This window comes from Spirulina sp. 06S082 (assembly GCF_034932145.1).
GTDB lineage: Bacteria > Cyanobacteriota > Cyanobacteriia > Cyanobacteriales > Spirulinaceae > CCY15215.
Genome location: NZ_JAYGHV010000407.1, coordinates 1 through 16,424, shown reverse-complemented (window position 1 = coordinate 16,424; position 16,424 = coordinate 1). Strand labels below are relative to the sequence as shown.

Sequence of the window (16,424 nt, the reverse complement as noted above, 5' to 3'; positions counted from 1 at the left end):
TTCTTCTCAATGCGATACAGTTCCCCTAGAACGAAAATTAGTCGGAAATAATCATCAAGTTGCTTGTCATAATCATTTTTGAAGGTAACAGGATGTAGTAGGGAGTAGGGGAAAATTTATCAACTATCAACTATCAACTATCAACTATCAACTATCAACTATCCACTATCCACTATGAATAATATTCTGGAAGTTAACAATTTAAAGAAGTTTTTTCCCACACAAAATCGTGTTTTTAATGGGTTTGGGAAGAAACCGCCCTCACATTTACTTCATGCAGTGGATAATGTGAGTTTTTCTCTGGCATCCGGGGAAAGTTTGGGACTTGTGGGAGAATCGGGATGCGGTAAATCAACCCTCGTGCGTCTCATTACTCGCTTAATTGACCCGACAGAAGGAGAAATTTGGTTTGCAGGGGAAAATATTGCCCGCATTCCCGCTCAAAAAGCTGCCCGTCATGGAATGCGATCGCAAATTCAATTAGTCTTTCAAGACCCCCACGACAGCTTAAATCCGCGCTTTACCGCCTTTGATAGTATAGCAGAACCTCTCAAGCGCTTAGGCAATATTTCCCAAAGCGATCGCCTGCAAAATCGCGTTGAAGAACTTGCCGATCGCGTCGGTTTATCTCAAACGCTTCTCACTCGCTTCCCTCACCAAATTTCCGGCGGACAAAAAGCGAGAGTAGGAATTGCCCGCGCGATCGCCCTCAACCCCAAACTTTTAATCCTCGATGAACCCACATCTGCTTTAGATGTTTCCGTACAAGCCATTATTTTGCGTCTCTTGGCAGACTTGCGGGAAACATTGGGAATGAGTTATCTTTTCGTTTCTCACGACCTCAATGTAGTGCGTTTATTATGCGATCGTGTTGTGGTCATGTATTTAGGTAAAATTGTCGAAATGGGCAACACAAACGCTCTTTTTCGCCAACCTTTGCATCCTTATACCAAAGCCCTCATTGCTGCCATTCCGCACCCTAATTCTCGCCATTCTGCTGTTAATCTTAAAGGAGAACCGAGAAGTCCCATTGACCCCGATCCCCATGTTTGTCGCTTCTACGGACGCTGTTTTAAAGAAGCCAAACAATGCCATCAAACCATGCCTTTATTGCAATCAAAAGAAAGCGATCGCTTTGTTGCTTGTCATTTTCCCGAAATTTAAAGATTGCGATCGCCAAATTTTCATGCTGGCGATCGGCTAGAATAGTTGAAGGAAATAGATAGAGAATTCCCCATTAATCTCGACAATCTGAGAGGTCAAGATGGTACAAACACCGACTCAACTAGAAACCGAAACATTATTGCTCGAGTACCCCAAAACTCTTAAACTCAATGTTACCCAAGAACAGTTTACTGCTTTAGCTGCCAGCAATCGAGAGTTGCGACTAGAAAGAACCGCAGGAGGAGAGTTAATTGTGAATCCACCGACAGGTTGGGAAACGGGAAAACGGAATTGGAGTATTTCCGGAGAATTATATCTCTGGTGGCGAAATTCAGAAGAACCGGGAGAGGCTTTTGAATCATCAACTGGATTTACTTTACCCAATGGTGCCATTCGTTCCCCTGATGCTTCTTGGGTGAGTCAGGAACGTTGGGATGCACTAAATCTGGAACAAAAGGGAACTTTTGCTAATATTTGCCCTGATTTTGTAGTGGAGTTGCGTTCTGTTTCCGATACGCTGAAATCTCTACAAGAAAAAATGCGAGAATATATGGAAAATGGCGCTGTTTTAGGCTGGTTAATCGATCCGAAAAAGAGAAAAGTAGAGGTTTATCGACTGGGTTCGGAAGTAGAAATATTATCAAATCCGACTGAGTTATCAGGTGAAGAGATTTTACCGGGTTTTGTGTTAAATTTGCGTCGGGTTTGGGGTTGAAATAGAGATTGTAGATGGGTGGCGATCGCGGTGGTGGTGTTTTCTCTATTGTGTAATTGCCGTCTAAGTACAGTGCCTTGTTATACGTTATCACTTGAAGCCCATATAGCAAATAACTCATCATATTTTTCTTGTAATGCTTTTAGTTCATCTTTAAGCCTTATAACCTCATCACCAGAGAATGATTTAACTGTGGCATAATCCTGTTGCTTGCGAACGCCATATTCGTTTTTTGGATAAAGATTATGTGCTGGATCGACCCACACAACGTGAAATATATTGTTCCAAATAAATCCATGTATTCTCCCGTATGATTTAGTAACTCTGACCTCAAATGCTCTCTTTATCGTTATAGATTCTGCTTCACTTTTTGCGGAGTTTCTATCTCTTGTTTCTAAAAATAATTTATCAGCCACTTTTTCAACAACACTTATAGAAAATTCATTTTTTGTTCCATTTTTATTGAATATCGACTTAGGTGTTAGGGAAGGGTGCGTTTGTTGTACTATATCTTTTTCTACAGATTGTTGAATCTGAGTGATACACTCGAAAAACTTCTCATAATATTTAGGCTCTAGTCCATGAAAAAAGAATTCTTCTGTTTCCCAGTCTATATATTCAAAAGACACCTTTAATTTTTCACTACTAACTGCCTTTGCATCTTGTTCAGCAATTTTGGCGAATCTATTAGACATTAGCAACCCGTAATTTTGCAGCGAAGAATTCACGCATTGATTCCTTGGAAATTATTGCAGTGCTTCCTTGAGATTCATCTAAATCCTCGCGAGCATCTAACCAAGGGCTTTCTCGATGCGTCATAGTGCTTAATGCAGCGCCATCATACCTACCGTATGCACTTACAATATCAGTAATAAATTCAAGTATTGAAGCATCTGATTGACCTATATCTTCGCTGATTTGACGCCACTCATATTTTCTATACCTATCATATAAACCACGTATAACAGGTCCATGTTGCCACGCTTGAAAATCTTCATCAAACAATTGATTTCCTTCAGCCAAAGCATAACTTTGAGCGTAGTAGCACAATTTTTGCAATTTCATTGGTGAAGGACTTTCATCAAATAGCATTCGATGAATATTAATGATTGTTCTTTGAACCCTATCCAAGTTATCTGAAATCATATTTTTTATCTCTTATGTTATTCCTGCAAGACATTTTAGCCCATAACTATGTATTAGACGGCAAGTACATTTTAACTTTCTTCAACAGCTATTGTCAAGCACTTTCGATCTAATACCAATACTATAGCGTTTTCACTGGTGTTTTTCTTTATTGTTGGTTTGAGGTAGACAATGGCTCTTTCTGGGGTTATTTCTTAACTAAATCTAATCAAGCTCATGAAGATAATCTTTGATTTTTAACTTTAGATCTCGTGAAATAGGATATGAAGCAACTTCCCTTTCAATGTCTGATTTAGACTTACCTTTCTTGCGAAGTTCATCTACAACGGCCCGAAAAACTTTTTCAAATCCATATTCGGCTAATCCCTTAGATATTAATCCCAAAAGTCCAAGTACAGCAATTCCTCCCAGCATTCCAAAAGGACCACCAAGCATAGCCAATGCTGCTGTAATTGCTGCCGCGCCAGCCCAACCTGTAACAGCCATAGCGACTAGAAGGACTAGACCAGGTACTCCTAATGCTGCAATTTTATCTACAATTTGATCCACCTTTTAAACACTCCTAGGTAAAAAATACTAAATTGAGATATTTTAATCAAAGCAAACCCGAACGCTAATCTATAAATAGATCAGCGTTCACAATAATCATTGCTTTGTAAGCCTTGTAGCCTCTTCAGAAAAACTGTCTGGAATATTGAAAATTAAGAGTTGTGGAAAAGCAGCACAAGACGTTTTAATTACTTAGATGGTTGGGATTGGTTTTTGGCAAATTGAACTCCTTTATAAATACCAAAACCGACTAATCCAGCAGCAGCTACAACTCCTGCAACGGGTAAAGCCACAGTGGTGGTAGTTGTTAACCCAATCACACCTAAAATCCCTGGTGCGGGTGCAGTTATGGTTGCTATTGTAACTGAACCTGCTCCTACTAGGCTAGCCGCTCCTCCCGTAATAGCTCCAGCGACTTTTACATCATCCATAACAAATCTCCTTACAAAATATAAGATTGTAAACTAAGGCTACTTCTCAACCCCCGCAGTCTAACATTATAATATGTGTGTTGTCAAGCAAATGCTAGATAAACCCTTTATTGAGATAATTATCACCAATACAATCGCTAAATAGAATTAGACTGGCTACAGCCCACATCACAATTATACCATTGAGTCTTCGCGTCCATTAGACTATTTTCAACCCGCTAAAAACCCGATCGCCAGTGAGAGTCAATTCTAGATCGGAGAGAACAGGAATAACGCGATCGTCCTGAAATAATGCTGGCTGTTGCTGAGGTATTAAGACTAAAATACTCCGACGGAGTTATCGAGTGAGGAAGTTTTACCGGATTTTTGCTTAAATATGCGTCGGGTTTGGGGTTGAAATGTAGTATTAAAAATAATTTTATAGTGACTTAATTACTCTGAATGATATGTGAAAGCGACGTGGGCTGAAATTCTCATTTCTGGTCTACAAGATTTTTCATACTGTTGATAAATACTTGAAAACTGTGGGATGTATTATTAGTTAGAGATAGATAGGGCGCAATTTTTTTAGAGTGTATGCCTGCATAGTATTCCCCAACTAATTTTTTTAGCTCTTGTTTAGCAGAGTTAAGGCGATCGGGGTTACGAAATTTGCTCTTGTTTTGTTTTTTACTGAGACTGAGAGGTTGAAGTTGATAGGCTTTTTCAACAGCAGCAAGATCGCCGAGAAACCAAGATTCTAGTTCATGGCAAATAATACGAATTAGGGTTGTAGGTTGTCCTGCATCTTGACAAAGTTTTAAAAGTTCAGATTTTAGTTGTTTACAATCATGGGAATCTTGATCGTGGACGATAATAAATTTTGTATCAGGACTATTTTGAAAGGCTTTGATTTTCTTAGGGATCGAACGAAACAAATCTTGTTTGCCTTGATGGGAGATACAAATATGGGTAATTTCATCAGGAATAATTTGAGGTAAGAGCCGATCTAAAATATTTTTCATGGAAGGTTCTTCTAGTAAAAAAATTAGATTATAACTCATTAGGGAGCAACTCCTTCAAACCAGCCTTGACTCCAAAGGTAGCCGGGTAAATCTCCTGCTTGGACTAGATTTCTCAGCATTTCATGCTCACTTGCTTTAGCAATAGTTGTAATACCCTGTTCTTTTTTGAGCCAGAAAATACTTTCTAATGGTACAGCATTAAGAAAATCCGGAGAATGGGTCGAAACAAATACTTGACCACCTCTAGAAGCATAGCTGGAAAATTCCTCAGCAAGTTCTATTAGGAGAGTTGGATAAAGTTGATTTTCGGGTTCTTCAACACATAATAAAGGATGAGGTTTTGGATCAAAAAGTAATATTAAATAGGCAAACATTTTCATTGTACCATCAGAGACATAGCGATCGATAAATGGGTCTTTAAAGGCTCGATCTTGAAACTTTAGAATTAGTCTACCGTCCTCAGTATTTTTTGCTTCTACTTTAGAAATACCGGGGATTCGTTCTTGCATTCGTTTGATAACCTGCTTAAATATTTCGGGGTGTTCTTGATAGATATACTGGGCAACTATTGCTATATTATCTCCAGTGGGGGAAAGATGTTCGGCATAGAGTGCGTCTTTACTGCCTCTAGCATTACTAATATGAAAGTCAGAAATGTGCCAATTTTCAATCAGGGAACGAAAAGCATTTGCTGCTTTAAAGCGTTGAAATTGCCCCAAACCTTTAATTGCTAAAATATCACTCGATTCAAGGCTTTGTTCTTCTTTCTCTAATTCTTCATCGCTTTTAAAGTCCTCTTCATTGGTAATGGCATATCCTTTACCTTTTTGGAAATCAAGAAAATGATAAGGGGAACCATATTCACCGCGTTTGTAGCGTAATATTTCTCGTTTAATAATAGGTCGTCTTTTTTCTTGCCCAACAATGAGTTTATAGGTGACTAGACGTTCGATGTCCAAGATTTCCATACGGAATTTGAGTTCTATTTCAATATTTTCTTTTTCTTTTCCTCTAGTAATAACTTCGTTAAATCCACCGCGAACTTGCAAGGCTTGACGAATGTTGTTTTTTAGCGCATCGCGGAGAAAGCTAAAAATATCAAATAGGGTTGATTTACCCGTACCATTAGCTCCAATAATGACGCAAAAACCCGGGATATTCTTTATTTCTAAAGATTCAAAGACCCGATAGTTTTTGATTTTTATAGAGACGATTTTCATGTTTACAACTTTATTAGCTACTGAGTGAGTTTGTCATTAGTTGAATTTTATGTTATTATTGTTTATGTTTTGCTATTTCTTATCCTCAAGGTGTTGGCGATCGCATTTAGTCAGCTTTTAGACCATTTTCAACCCGCTAAAAACCCGATCGCCAGTGAGAGTCAATTCTAGATCGGGGAGAACAGGAATAACGCGATCGCCAGAGAATATTGCACAATAACTATATTGGAACGCTGTTTTGTACCGTAAATGCGATATAATCATAGGAAAAACTTTCTAAATAGAGTGACCCAGAAAACCCCAAGGAGGGTTCTAAATGGAAGCGAAAGAACTAATTGATCTTCTTAATATTGATATTAACGATCAAAAGCATGATGGCCGGGCAATTGATATAGACCGTGACATTCCAGAACATGAGTTGTGGTTGTGGAAAAATGAAGAAGCTCTAGCCTCAGTGAGGCGAGGTATTCAACAAGCCAAAGAAGTTACAGGAAAATTTTTAGGTGATTTTAGTTCCTATTAATTCCTCCCATCGTGCTAGAATTAAATTGGTGTAGGGACGTTAAATTTAACATCCCTACATTTAAAATCATGCCGGATAAATCCGCAATCTGCGATTGGGTTCTTCCCCAAAACTATCAGATTGGAGGCGATAATGTTCCACCAATTCGTGCTGCATTTTGCGAACTTTGGGCGATCGCGGTAGTAATTCTACCGGTTGTCCTTTGGGAATAACGATATTTTCCACCGCTAACCGTGCCTCTTCTAGCGCTTCGAGTTCATCATCGCTACCATTAAAACTAAACAACCGCAGATCCACCGCATCGGAACTACTTAAATCCTCCATCCCCAAGGCACGACGCAAGGCTTTGCTAATTTGAGGGATAGTATTGGATTTCACCGGATGAATGGGAATTTGTCGCGCTTTACTAATCTGCCGTAACTTAGAATGGTTTTTAATCTGCGATCGCAAGGCCAAAACCACATCAGCGCTATTCATATCCTTAGTTAGCATTACGGGTAACTTCAGTACATCGATCGCCTGTTCCAACTGCGATCGCCCGATACCGTAAGGATAAACATACAAGGGCAAATCTTCCCCATTAGGACCTGGAACCCGCACTTTCTCTTGCCAATTTTCCGGCGGCCAAGAGCGAGCCAGCATCTCTTCAAAGTCCGATTCGGATTGTTTGGGGTCTAAACTGGGTAAGGCGCGCATTTGCCCGGAAGCCCGCCATCCCCTCGGCTGCGAAGGCTCGCGAGCATTTTTCTGGCTAGAATTCACCAAATAGAGAGGAGGGTCATTTTGTACGATTTTAAGTTCCCCACTTTCGTCAAAAGTTCGCTCTTCCGGCATGGGTTCCCGTCCTCGTAACAGGCGATCGACGGTATCGGCCACATCGGGATGTACCACCCAACGATAGCGCTCCTGCATCTCCACGGCAATTTCAAAGGTAGGAGGGGCTTTACGCTCTAAAACCGTCTTCTGGGACCCCCTGCGCCGCGCTTCATCATCCCCCAAGGTAACGGCTTGAATGCCGCCAATTAAATCGGCTAAAGTGGGATTCTTAATCAAATTTTCGATTTGATTACCGTGAGCAGTTCCCACTAATTGAACCCCCCTTTCGGCAATGGTACGCGCCGCTAATGCCTCTAATTCCGTACCGATCTCATCAATAATAATCACTTCAGGGGTGTGGTTTTCCACCGCTTCGATCATCACCTGATGCTGTAATTCTGGTTTTGCCACCTGCATCCGACGGGCGCGACCGATCGCCGGGTGAGGAATATCCCCATCCCCGGCAATTTCGTTGGAGGTATCGATAATCACCACCCGTTTTTTCAACTCATCGGCGATGATCCGGGTAATTTCCCGCAAAGCCGTCGTTTTCCCGACCCCAGGACGACCCAGCAACAAAATAGATTGCCCGGTTTCCACGAGATCGCGGATCAGTCCAATCGTCCCAAATACCGCCCGTCCCACGCGACAAGTTAGCCCGATAATCGTGCCTTGACGGTTGCGAATGGCGCTAATGCGGTGCAAAGTCCGTTCAATTCCCGCTCGATTATCGCCGCTAAAATGCCCCACCCGTTCGATGCTATGCTGTAAATCTTCTTTTGTAATCGGGTCTTGGCTCAAATATTCTGCATCGTCGAAAAAGCGGACTTCGGGTAAGCGTCCCAAATCTAAAACAACTTCGATCGCTTTATCTTTGTTGGGATGACCCTCTAAAGCCGTGCGAATCTTAACTGGGAGAATATCGAGAAGGCGATCGAGATCGTCTGTGATTTCCGTTCTGGTTTTAGGGTTGTGATGGGGGGAGTTTAATTTGGACACAGCAGGCGCTGAAGATGATAATAAATTTGTTTTGCTTAAAGTGCGATCGCGTTCGTTTCCGTCGGGAGTATTGCTATTGAAATTTGCCATAACAAAGGGAGAAAATTAACGGGAAAAGAAAGAGTTGGCGGGAAATTTCCCTTCACTTTTGACTGTTTAACTGCTTAATGAAGGTTTGATTTGGGAGATCGATTCGCGTGCTAGGGCGACTGTTTGCCAAAGTAAATCGGGATAGCATTCAAGATAGGGTTTGTTCCCGTCAGCAAGACTTTGCGCTTCTAGGCGATCGAGAAGGGGAGTGAGTTGTTTGCGAGAGTAACTGCCATAAGCGACACCCGCAACTCGACCCAATAGCCCCTTTTTTTTCAACACGGACACTGTATGTTGATTCGTTCCTCCTGCGAGTTGGATATAGCCTGGAAGCCCAGAATTTAGGACTTTTTGGGCCAGTGCGATCGCCGGATAAGTTGTACTTTTCCCCAGATCGCCGCTCATGGGACGACCATCGGTTTGCCAAACTAAGGGACAAGATAAGGGGGAAATTAACTCGTATAAGGAGGCAAGATAATCGAGGAGATCGGGGCTGTCGGGGCAGCTAATAGCCAGCAATTTTAAGCGATCGCTCCTAGGGGCGATCTCCTTCCACAGTCGCTGAAAATGCCGGAAATTGCCCGCTTGAGTGTGAATTTCAAGGGCATCAATTTCGGGTTGCAAAATCAACGGGAGAATGGTTTCAGGAGTGGAAACTCGGGACCTTGCGAAAATCAAATTTTCAGGACAGGCCGACAAACAGCGACCGCAACCATAGCAGCGCGCATCAATAACCCCCGACACCATTTCCGAGAAGGCGATCGCGTCGGTGGGACAAACTTTCTCGCAGGGTGCGGGACAGTCTGACGGACATTGAGTAGCATCAAATTCTGCTTTGCGGAAGTGAGGATCTTCTCCATCATTAAGACTGACCATCAACCAAGGTCTATTCCCTTGATTTGCAGCATCGGCAATTTGCCTGGCGATCGCAAATCCTTCTTTGGCCGCTTCAATTACGGCTGGATCGGCTGCAACGTCAACGCAATCGACTCCCGCTAAGGTATAGGCTAAAGCGAGAGAGCGTATTGCCGGGAGATGTTGGAAACTGGCTCCACAGATCAGTTTAAACCAGCGACCCGACTTTAAGGAATCCAAGGGAGAGTACAGTTCAATCACCCCTCTATGCTAAATCCTCATCTGCAAAAATTACGAGAAAAATGAGAAGAAAAATTTCTGTGTTTTTCTCTACACCCCATATCTAGAGAGACTTTTCCTAGAAAACACTTTATCCAGTATAAGATTGGGGCAAGGCGATCGGGTTAAATTTCATATTCTGAAAAAAGCCAAATTCAACAATGTTACAAATATAACACAATCCGTAGGGGTTTGGTCTCCAAACCCAAATTCCCCCAAACCCAAATTCCCCCAAACCCAAATTCCCCCAAACCCAAAAAAATTGAAGGCGATCGCAGAACAGAGAAAGAGAATAGAGTAGAGTAGTTAGTTATCAGCGATCGGGATGCAGTCAGATAAGATAAAAAGGAAGGAAATTCATCCTTCATCCCTCATCCTTCATCCGTCAACACCCCATGACCTTGAGCCTGCGGCAGTGGCTAGCCGATCGCCAAATCCCTCTCGAACAACTCCTCTCCTCGGGAGTCAGCATTGCTGCCGTAGCATTTCGCATCGCCCGAGATATGGAAGTCAAGAGTTTAAATCCTTTTGCCCTCTGTTCTTTGGCAGATGTGTTAGAACTCCCTTTGCTGGGAAGTTTGCTTACAGCACGTCCTATCGCCCGTCTGACGATCGAATTGCTGCACCTTCTACAACAGAAAAAGCCCCTCAAGCGATCGGAAGCGACTTGGCTGGCATTTCAAGTCGCTTATCTCAATGCCTTAGAAGTCCTGCTTGAGCAAGAATCTCGTGCCAACCGCGCTTGGTTGCAGCGCGCTAAAATTTCCCTTGGGGAAACCGCCAACGCACCCTTAAGCGATCCCACCCTACAAGGACTGCTGAAAACTCTGCGCCCAGGAAAATTGAGCGAATCTCAGGCAGAACAAGCACTTTCAACCCTCGCTGAATCTTTTCTGGTCAAACAAATGAATCGCGTTTGCGGGGCGTGGTTTCTCGTCAATGGAGCCAGCGATCGCGAAGTTGCCTTCTTAATTCATCGTTTAACCCGCAGTTTGCCGGGGCATCTCCTCATGGTTGTGGCGGAAAATGCCGCCGTTTTGTCTCCACTTCATGCTTTTGTGGGTTTGAGTCGCCCTCGCCAAGTCAGTCATGAAAAAAATGGTCGCGGTAATGCCGATGAAGTCGCCCCCAAGCCCAATAAAATTGATGCCCAAAGGGAATATTATCGAGCGCAACTCTCAACTACTTTAAATGAGCCTCTGTTTGGAGAATTATTTTCTCTTCCCGATATTTATGTTCCCTTGCAAGGCATCGTTGTTCGAGAAGGGGTATCCTCACAAGAAGAAACAAGCCTTGATTTAGAAACTTGGGCCAATGCCCAACTGAGCGATCGCCAAACCATTGCCGTTATCGAAAGCCCCACAGGAGGCGGCAAAACCAGCTTCTGTCGAATCTGGGCAGCAAAGTTAGCGCGGGAGGTGTATCCCAATTGGTTGCCGGTTATCGTCCCCCTACAGTTTGCCCGCTTGGGGCGCACGTTATGGGAAACCCTCGATAGTGCTTTCCACCTCGGACGTTTTCAGGCATGGGATGGCTGGTTATCCCCCAATGCACCCCCTTGTTTGTTAATTTTAGATGGATTAGACAAACTGCCGCGATCGCCCCGCCGCATTTGGCAAGTTCGCGCCTTTCTCGAACAACTCCTCACTTTTCACCTGCGAGTTTTACACGGACAAGAACCCATTCGCCACAAAATCATTCTGGCTACCTCCTCAATGGTTTTAGAAGACACCATTCGCAGCGATCGCCTCGGCAATCTTTTTCCCTTACAGAGCCACTTGCAACGCATTCGCATCGCCCCTTTCGAGCGCGAAGCCCTCAAACAATGGTTTAAACAGTGGTCAAAATTACAATCCCAAAGCATCTCCTATCGTTATTTTCGCTGTTTAAAGGAAAAAGGTCTCTTTCACCAACGACCGGAAATGTTAGAGAATGCTAAACTCGTTCATTCTCCCCTCACTCTTTTCCTACTCGGTTTATTGCATCGCGATGGCAACTTGTCGGCGGATCTATTCGAGAAAAAGCTCCCTCGCGCCCGTTTTGAAATGTATGAAGGGCTATTAGCCGCCACCCGCTATCAGGAAACAGAAGAGAGCCGGGAAATTCAGTCATCAGCCTTCAACCTTCAACCCTTAGCCTTCAACCTAAACTTATTAGAAGAATTGGCGCTTAAACTCCTACAAACAGGCAATCGAGCCTTATCAATTGTCAAAGAGAAAAACGAACCAGAAGAACCAGAACTTGATATTTATTCTCTCTTTTCCAGCCTTCATCCTTTATTTTTTAGTTTGAATGAATCTCAATCGGCGATTACTTTTTCCCATGATAGTGTAGGAGACTATTTGACAGCTTCAGCCCTGGCCAAACTCCTCAGAATGTTGACGCAAAAACAATACGATCGCTACGGTGAAGAAACCCCACTCTTAGATTCTCCTCAAGCGATCGCGGAACATCTTTATACTTGGTTGGGTTATGGAGTCCTATCGCGATCGATTGAAACCCTGATCATTGAATGCCTGTTTCGGGAGCAAAAACAACATCGACGGGATTTCTCGTTTTCCTTACTTTTCGATCGCCTGTATCTCTTCTATCAGTCTTTTTGTCAGGGACGTTGGCTGGATGAAGGACTACCCCAACAAACCCGAGAGCGCTTGCAAACCGTAGCAAATCCCCTCAATGTCAATCAAATTGATGCGGCGGTGGGATTGAATGTTTTTCTACTCCTACGGGCGATCGCCCAGCGCATTTCCCTTCCCTTTTATCCTTGCGGCAAACCCGACTATCCCGAAACCTTTGAAGCCGATCGCCTCTGGCGGGCGATCGTTCGCATTGAAGCCTTATCCCCCAACTACTTTTGGACGCGGGGAAATTTGCGCGGAGGGCAATTGATCGGGGCCTATTTAAGCGGTGCTGTATTGTGTGAGGTAAACCTATCCCAAGCCAATCTAACCTTGGCAGATCTCAGTCGTGCCAATTTAACCAGAGCAAACCTCTCGGGGGCAAACCTTTCTCGCGCCACTTTAGCCGATGCTAATCTCTCCCATTGCAATTTAAGTCAAGCAAACTTAGAAGAGGCCGATCTCTCCGGTGCTAATTTAAAAGGTGCCAATTTAGCCGGAACAAATTTACATAAAGCCTGCTTATCTGGAGTTGAACTAGACAAAGTGCAAAGCCAACAAGCCAAAGAAAATCAAGCCTTCTTTTCTCGGCAAGAATTTCACGATTATAGTCAAACCCTCACCTCGGAATTATTAGCGAATGAAATGGGATATCCCGAACTCGCTAACTCGGATGCAGAGGTGAAAATAGAAAGTGCAGAAGGACAACCCTTGCTCCCCAGTGAATGGAATGAACCGAGAGCAGCAGATATTGGCATGAGTCCCCATGCCCCTACCCTTGCCGATCCTCAACCCAAAGTTCCCTATGTTGGCAACGAAGATAATACCTTAGCAGCTCCAGAAAAATCCTTGATGAACATCGGTAGCGAGGATGATACGGTGATTGCGGGAGATTATCCTCCGACAGCTAACAGTAATGACGATACTATCCAAGAACCCGAAGCACCCGTGGTAGACTTATCCATGCTCGACGATTTATTGGATGGCGCAAATGATGATGAAACGATCGCGCTTTAAATTTTTAAATTCAACGATCGAGACCGGAATTGTTCTGAGTTTAATCGATATTTGTGGTCGAATCGGGGGGGGCGGGGTCAGATTTTGCCCTTAAAAAAGTACTGCGAGCTTTTTGCTCACGAGGGAATTCGAGATTGGGAGAGAGTGACGATCGCCGTCTGACAACTTTGCCAAGGGTACTGGGATCGACAGCACCGAGACGAATGCGAATTTTCGGACCGGTTTCCCCGAGACGAACGATCGTACCATCATATACGGGAATCGTTTCTTGCTCCTTCGCCAGAACCTTCCCGTCAACATAAGTGCCATTAGCCCCAAAATTAACAATTTCCCAAGAGGCACTATCATCATGGGATAGTTGCGGTTCCGCGATCGCATTGCCCTGCTGCGATCCGATCTGTTGTAATTTAGCATGGCGGCGAGAGACCACAGCACTGTATAAGACAACATCGTTTTGGCTGCCACGTCCGAGGGTAAGCTCCGCTTCGGACTCGAATACCCAACTTTGAACCGGGGCTGATTTACTAGGATGCAACAAGGTTATGACGATCACCGAAGTTCCCCAGAAATGTAACTGAACAATGGGCTGGCAAGATGATACACACCCTTTTAAAGCCTAGCATTGAAGCAACCGTTCGGGGGTGAGGTGTCAAGAGGAAAAATACAACCCTTGAATCAATATTGGGCGATCGCGCCTATCCCCTATCCATATATCCCCAAACACCCCCTAAATTTTGTCCCTAGAGAAACAGGAGCGCGATCGCCTCCATCTTTCCTCAACCCATCAAAATTGGAGAATATTTCGCAAATGGCGAAATATTACAATATATTAATAAACATCGAAACAAACGGCGTTCTCGACCAAACCTACTCCTCTAAGATAAACAGCCCTTATTATAGAAGCCAACATGATTGCCCCAGAACAAGTTAACAAAATCGTTTGGAATCAGCATCACGACCCCTTTGAAGTTCTCGGACCCCATCCCCTCGAACAAAACGGAAAAGTTCAGAGTTGGGTCGTTCGCGCCTATCTCCCCAATGCCGAAAAAGCCTGGGTTATTTGTCCCGACGATCGCCAAGAATACCTCATGCAGTCGGTTCATCACCCCAACTTTTTCGAGTGCAAGATTGACGGGGAAACCCTGGATCATTACCAACTCCGCATTCGCGAAGGAGGACGCGATCGCGTTGTTTATGACCCTTATGCCTTTAAATCTCCCGTCTTGAGCAGTTTAGACCTACATCTCTTTGGTGAAGGCAATAATCACCGCATTTACGAAAAAATGGGCGCTCATCCCATGGAGCAAAATGGCATTAAAGGAGTTTATTTTGCTGTCTGGGCTCCGAATGCTCGTAACGTTTCGGTTTTAGGGGACTTTAACAGTTGGGACGGTCGCCACCATCAAATGCGGAAACTCGATGGCGGAACCTGGGACTTATTCATTCCCGAGATCAAAGTTGGCGAACATTACAAATATGAAATCAAAAACTGGGACGGACATATCTATGAAAAAAGCGATCCCTATGGGTTTTGGCAAGAAGTCAGACCAAATACGGCTTCCATTGTCGCCGATTTAGAGACTTATCAGTGGACCGATGCAGACTGGATGGAAAAGCGCCGCAATGCCGATACCCTCAACCAACCGATTTCTGTCTATGAAATTCATTTAGGGTCTTGGATGCACGAAGCAATGGACCATCCCGCTCAATATCTTCAGGGTGAAGGTCCTTCCATTCAAGCGAACGAACAAAAGGAAGGAGCGCGATACCTGACTTATTACGAACTCGCTCAACGTCTCATTCCTTACGTGAAAGAGTTGGGCTATACTCACATTGAATTACTTCCCGTTGCGGAACATCCCTACGATGGGTCCTGGGGTTATCAGGTAGCGGGATATTTTGCCCCCACCTCCCGTTATGGGTCTCCCGAAGACTTCATGTATTTTGTGGACGAGTGCCATAAAAACGGCATTGGGGTATTGGTGGATTGGGTTCCGGGTCACTTCCCCAAAGACCGTCACGGATTGGCATTTTTTGATGGGACTCACCTTTACGAATATGAAGATTCTCGCATTGGGGAACATAAGGAATGGGGGACATTAGTTTTTAATTACGGACGCAATGAAGTTCGCAATTTCCTTGTCGCGAATGCTCTCTTTTGGTTTGATAAATATCACATCGATGGCATACGGGTAGATGCGGTGGCCTCGATGCTCTATCGGAATTATTTGCGTAAAGATGGGGAATGGACGGCGAATAAATACGGCGGCCACGAACACCTCGAGGCTCGAGATTTCATTTGTCAGGTCAATAGCGTTCTCTACAGCTATTATCCTGGTATTCTTTCCATCGCGGAAGAGTCAACGGACTGGCCGATGGTATCTTGGCCGACTTATGTGGGGGGTTTGGGCTTTAATCTGAAATGGAATATGGGGTGGATGCACGATATGTTGGATTATTTCAACATGGATCCCTGGTTCCGCCAGTTCCATCAGAATAATATCACTTTTAGTATGTGGTATAATCATAGTGAGAACTATATGTTAGCGTTATCTCACGATGAAGTCGTCCACTGTAAGAGCAGTACCCTTGGTAAGATGCCGGGGGATGAGTGGCAAAAGTTTGCTAATGTCCGAGCTTTGTTTGCTTATATGTTCGCTCACCCTGGTAAGAAAACAATGTTTATGAGCATGGAGTTCGGTCAGTGGGATGAGTGGAATATTTGGGGGGATCTAGACTGGCATTTGTTGGAATATGACAATCACAAGAAGCTGAAGCAGTTCTTTAGCGATGTGAATGGAATATATAAGAGTCAGCCGGCATTATATCAGAAGGATTACGAACAAGAGGGCTTTGAATGGGTAGATTGCAGCGATAGTCGTCATAGTGTGGTTTCTTTCCTTCGTCGCAGTAACGATCCTGAAGATTATCTCCTTTGTGTCTGTAATTTTACGCCGCAACCTCACAGCCATTACCGCATTGGTGTTTACGAGGAAGG

The 16,424-nt window shown here is 43.9% G+C and carries 16 protein-coding genes; 6 read left to right on the top strand and 10 right to left on the bottom strand.

Annotation, left to right across the window (positions count from 1 at the left end; all coding sequences use genetic code 11):
* Window positions 1-174: 174 nt before the first annotated feature.
* Window positions 175-1,164: an ABC transporter ATP-binding protein gene (locus VB714_RS24705; protein ID WP_204105852.1), complete on the top strand. Its 990-nt coding sequence runs from the start codon at window positions 175-177 to the stop codon at window positions 1,162-1,164.
* A 100-nt stretch (window positions 1,165-1,264) separates the two neighbouring features.
* On the top strand, window positions 1,265-1,879 hold the full coding sequence (locus VB714_RS24700; RefSeq protein WP_323227622.1) for a Uma2 family endonuclease: 615 nt from the start codon (window positions 1,265-1,267) through the stop codon (window positions 1,877-1,879).
* A gap of 80 nt (window positions 1,880-1,959) precedes the next feature.
* On the opposite strand, the gene VB714_RS24695 is transcribed toward VB714_RS24700, so the two are convergent.
* The 6 genes from VB714_RS24695 to VB714_RS24670 all read right to left on the bottom strand — a co-directional run bounded on the left by VB714_RS24695 (window position 1,960) and on the right by VB714_RS24670 (window position 6,229).
* A complete protein-coding gene (locus VB714_RS24695; RefSeq protein WP_323227620.1) occupies window positions 1,960-2,574 on the bottom strand; it encodes a hypothetical protein in 615 nt (204 codons plus the stop codon).
* Window positions 2,567-3,025 (bottom strand): Panacea domain-containing protein, encoded by a 459-nt coding sequence (locus VB714_RS24690; RefSeq protein ID WP_204105858.1) that lies wholly within the window; start codon window positions 3,023-3,025, stop codon window positions 2,567-2,569. Before VB714_RS24690 ends, VB714_RS24695 begins: the two co-directional genes overlap by 8 nt.
* 204 nt (window positions 3,026-3,229) lie before the next feature.
* Window positions 3,230-3,574, bottom strand: coding sequence for a hypothetical protein (locus VB714_RS24685; protein ID WP_204105859.1), 345 nt, complete (start codon window positions 3,572-3,574; stop codon window positions 3,230-3,232).
* A 188-nt stretch (window positions 3,575-3,762) separates the two neighbouring features.
* Entirely contained in the window at window positions 3,763-4,005 is a 243-nt protein-coding gene (locus tag VB714_RS24680) for a hypothetical protein (protein WP_323227618.1), read from the bottom strand.
* 473 nt (window positions 4,006-4,478) lie between these two features.
* On the bottom strand, window positions 4,479-5,048 hold the full coding sequence (locus VB714_RS24675; protein WP_323227617.1) for a DUF4276 family protein: 570 nt from the start codon (window positions 5,046-5,048) through the stop codon (window positions 4,479-4,481).
* Complete coding sequence (locus tag VB714_RS24670) at window positions 5,048-6,229, bottom strand: AAA family ATPase (protein ID WP_323227615.1); 1,182 nt, start codon at window positions 6,227-6,229, stop codon at window positions 5,048-5,050. Before VB714_RS24670 ends, VB714_RS24675 begins: the two co-directional genes overlap by 1 nt.
* A 24-nt stretch (window positions 6,230-6,253) precedes the next feature.
* Here VB714_RS24670 and VB714_RS24665 point away from each other — a divergent pair, with 24 nt between their 5' ends.
* The gene (locus VB714_RS24665; RefSeq protein ID WP_323227614.1) at window positions 6,254-6,400 is read left to right on the top strand and encodes a hypothetical protein; all 147 of its coding nucleotides are present in this window, start codon (window positions 6,254-6,256) and stop codon (window positions 6,398-6,400) included.
* A gap of 145 nt (window positions 6,401-6,545) precedes the next feature.
* Complete coding sequence (locus VB714_RS24660; protein WP_323227613.1) at window positions 6,546-6,752, top strand: hypothetical protein; 207 nt, start codon at window positions 6,546-6,548, stop codon at window positions 6,750-6,752.
* Window positions 6,753-6,818: 66 nt separating this feature from the next.
* On the opposite strand, the gene VB714_RS24655 is transcribed toward VB714_RS24660, so the two are convergent.
* From VB714_RS24655 to VB714_RS24645, 3 genes are all read right to left on the bottom strand, one after another.
* On the bottom strand, window positions 6,819-8,657 hold the full coding sequence (locus VB714_RS24655) for a R3H domain-containing nucleic acid-binding protein (RefSeq protein ID WP_323227612.1): 1,839 nt from the start codon (window positions 8,655-8,657) through the stop codon (window positions 6,819-6,821).
* Window positions 8,658-8,723: 66 nt separating this feature from the next.
* Entirely contained in the window at window positions 8,724-9,773 is a 1,050-nt protein-coding gene (gene ldpA, locus VB714_RS24650) for a circadian clock protein LdpA (RefSeq protein ID WP_323227610.1), read from the bottom strand.
* A 182-nt stretch (window positions 9,774-9,955) separates the two neighbouring features.
* On the bottom strand, window positions 9,956-10,159 hold the full coding sequence (locus VB714_RS24645; RefSeq protein WP_323227608.1) for a hypothetical protein: 204 nt from the start codon (window positions 10,157-10,159) through the stop codon (window positions 9,956-9,958).
* A 27-nt stretch (window positions 10,160-10,186) separates the two neighbouring features.
* Between VB714_RS24645 and VB714_RS24640 the strand changes: the two genes are divergently transcribed.
* Entirely contained in the window at window positions 10,187-13,426 is a 3,240-nt protein-coding gene (locus VB714_RS24640) for a pentapeptide repeat-containing protein (RefSeq protein WP_323227607.1), read from the top strand.
* A gap of 40 nt (window positions 13,427-13,466) precedes the next feature.
* Here the strand turns inward: VB714_RS24640 and VB714_RS24635 are convergent, their stop codons facing one another.
* On the bottom strand, window positions 13,467-13,979 hold the full coding sequence (locus VB714_RS24635) for an FHA domain-containing protein (protein WP_323227606.1): 513 nt from the start codon (window positions 13,977-13,979) through the stop codon (window positions 13,467-13,469).
* 355 nt (window positions 13,980-14,334) lie between these two features.
* Between VB714_RS24635 and glgB the strand changes: the two genes are divergently transcribed.
* Window positions 14,335-16,424: 1,4-alpha-glucan branching enzyme (gene glgB, locus VB714_RS24630; RefSeq protein WP_323227604.1), on the top strand; the 2,090-nt coding region annotated here is incomplete at its 3' end.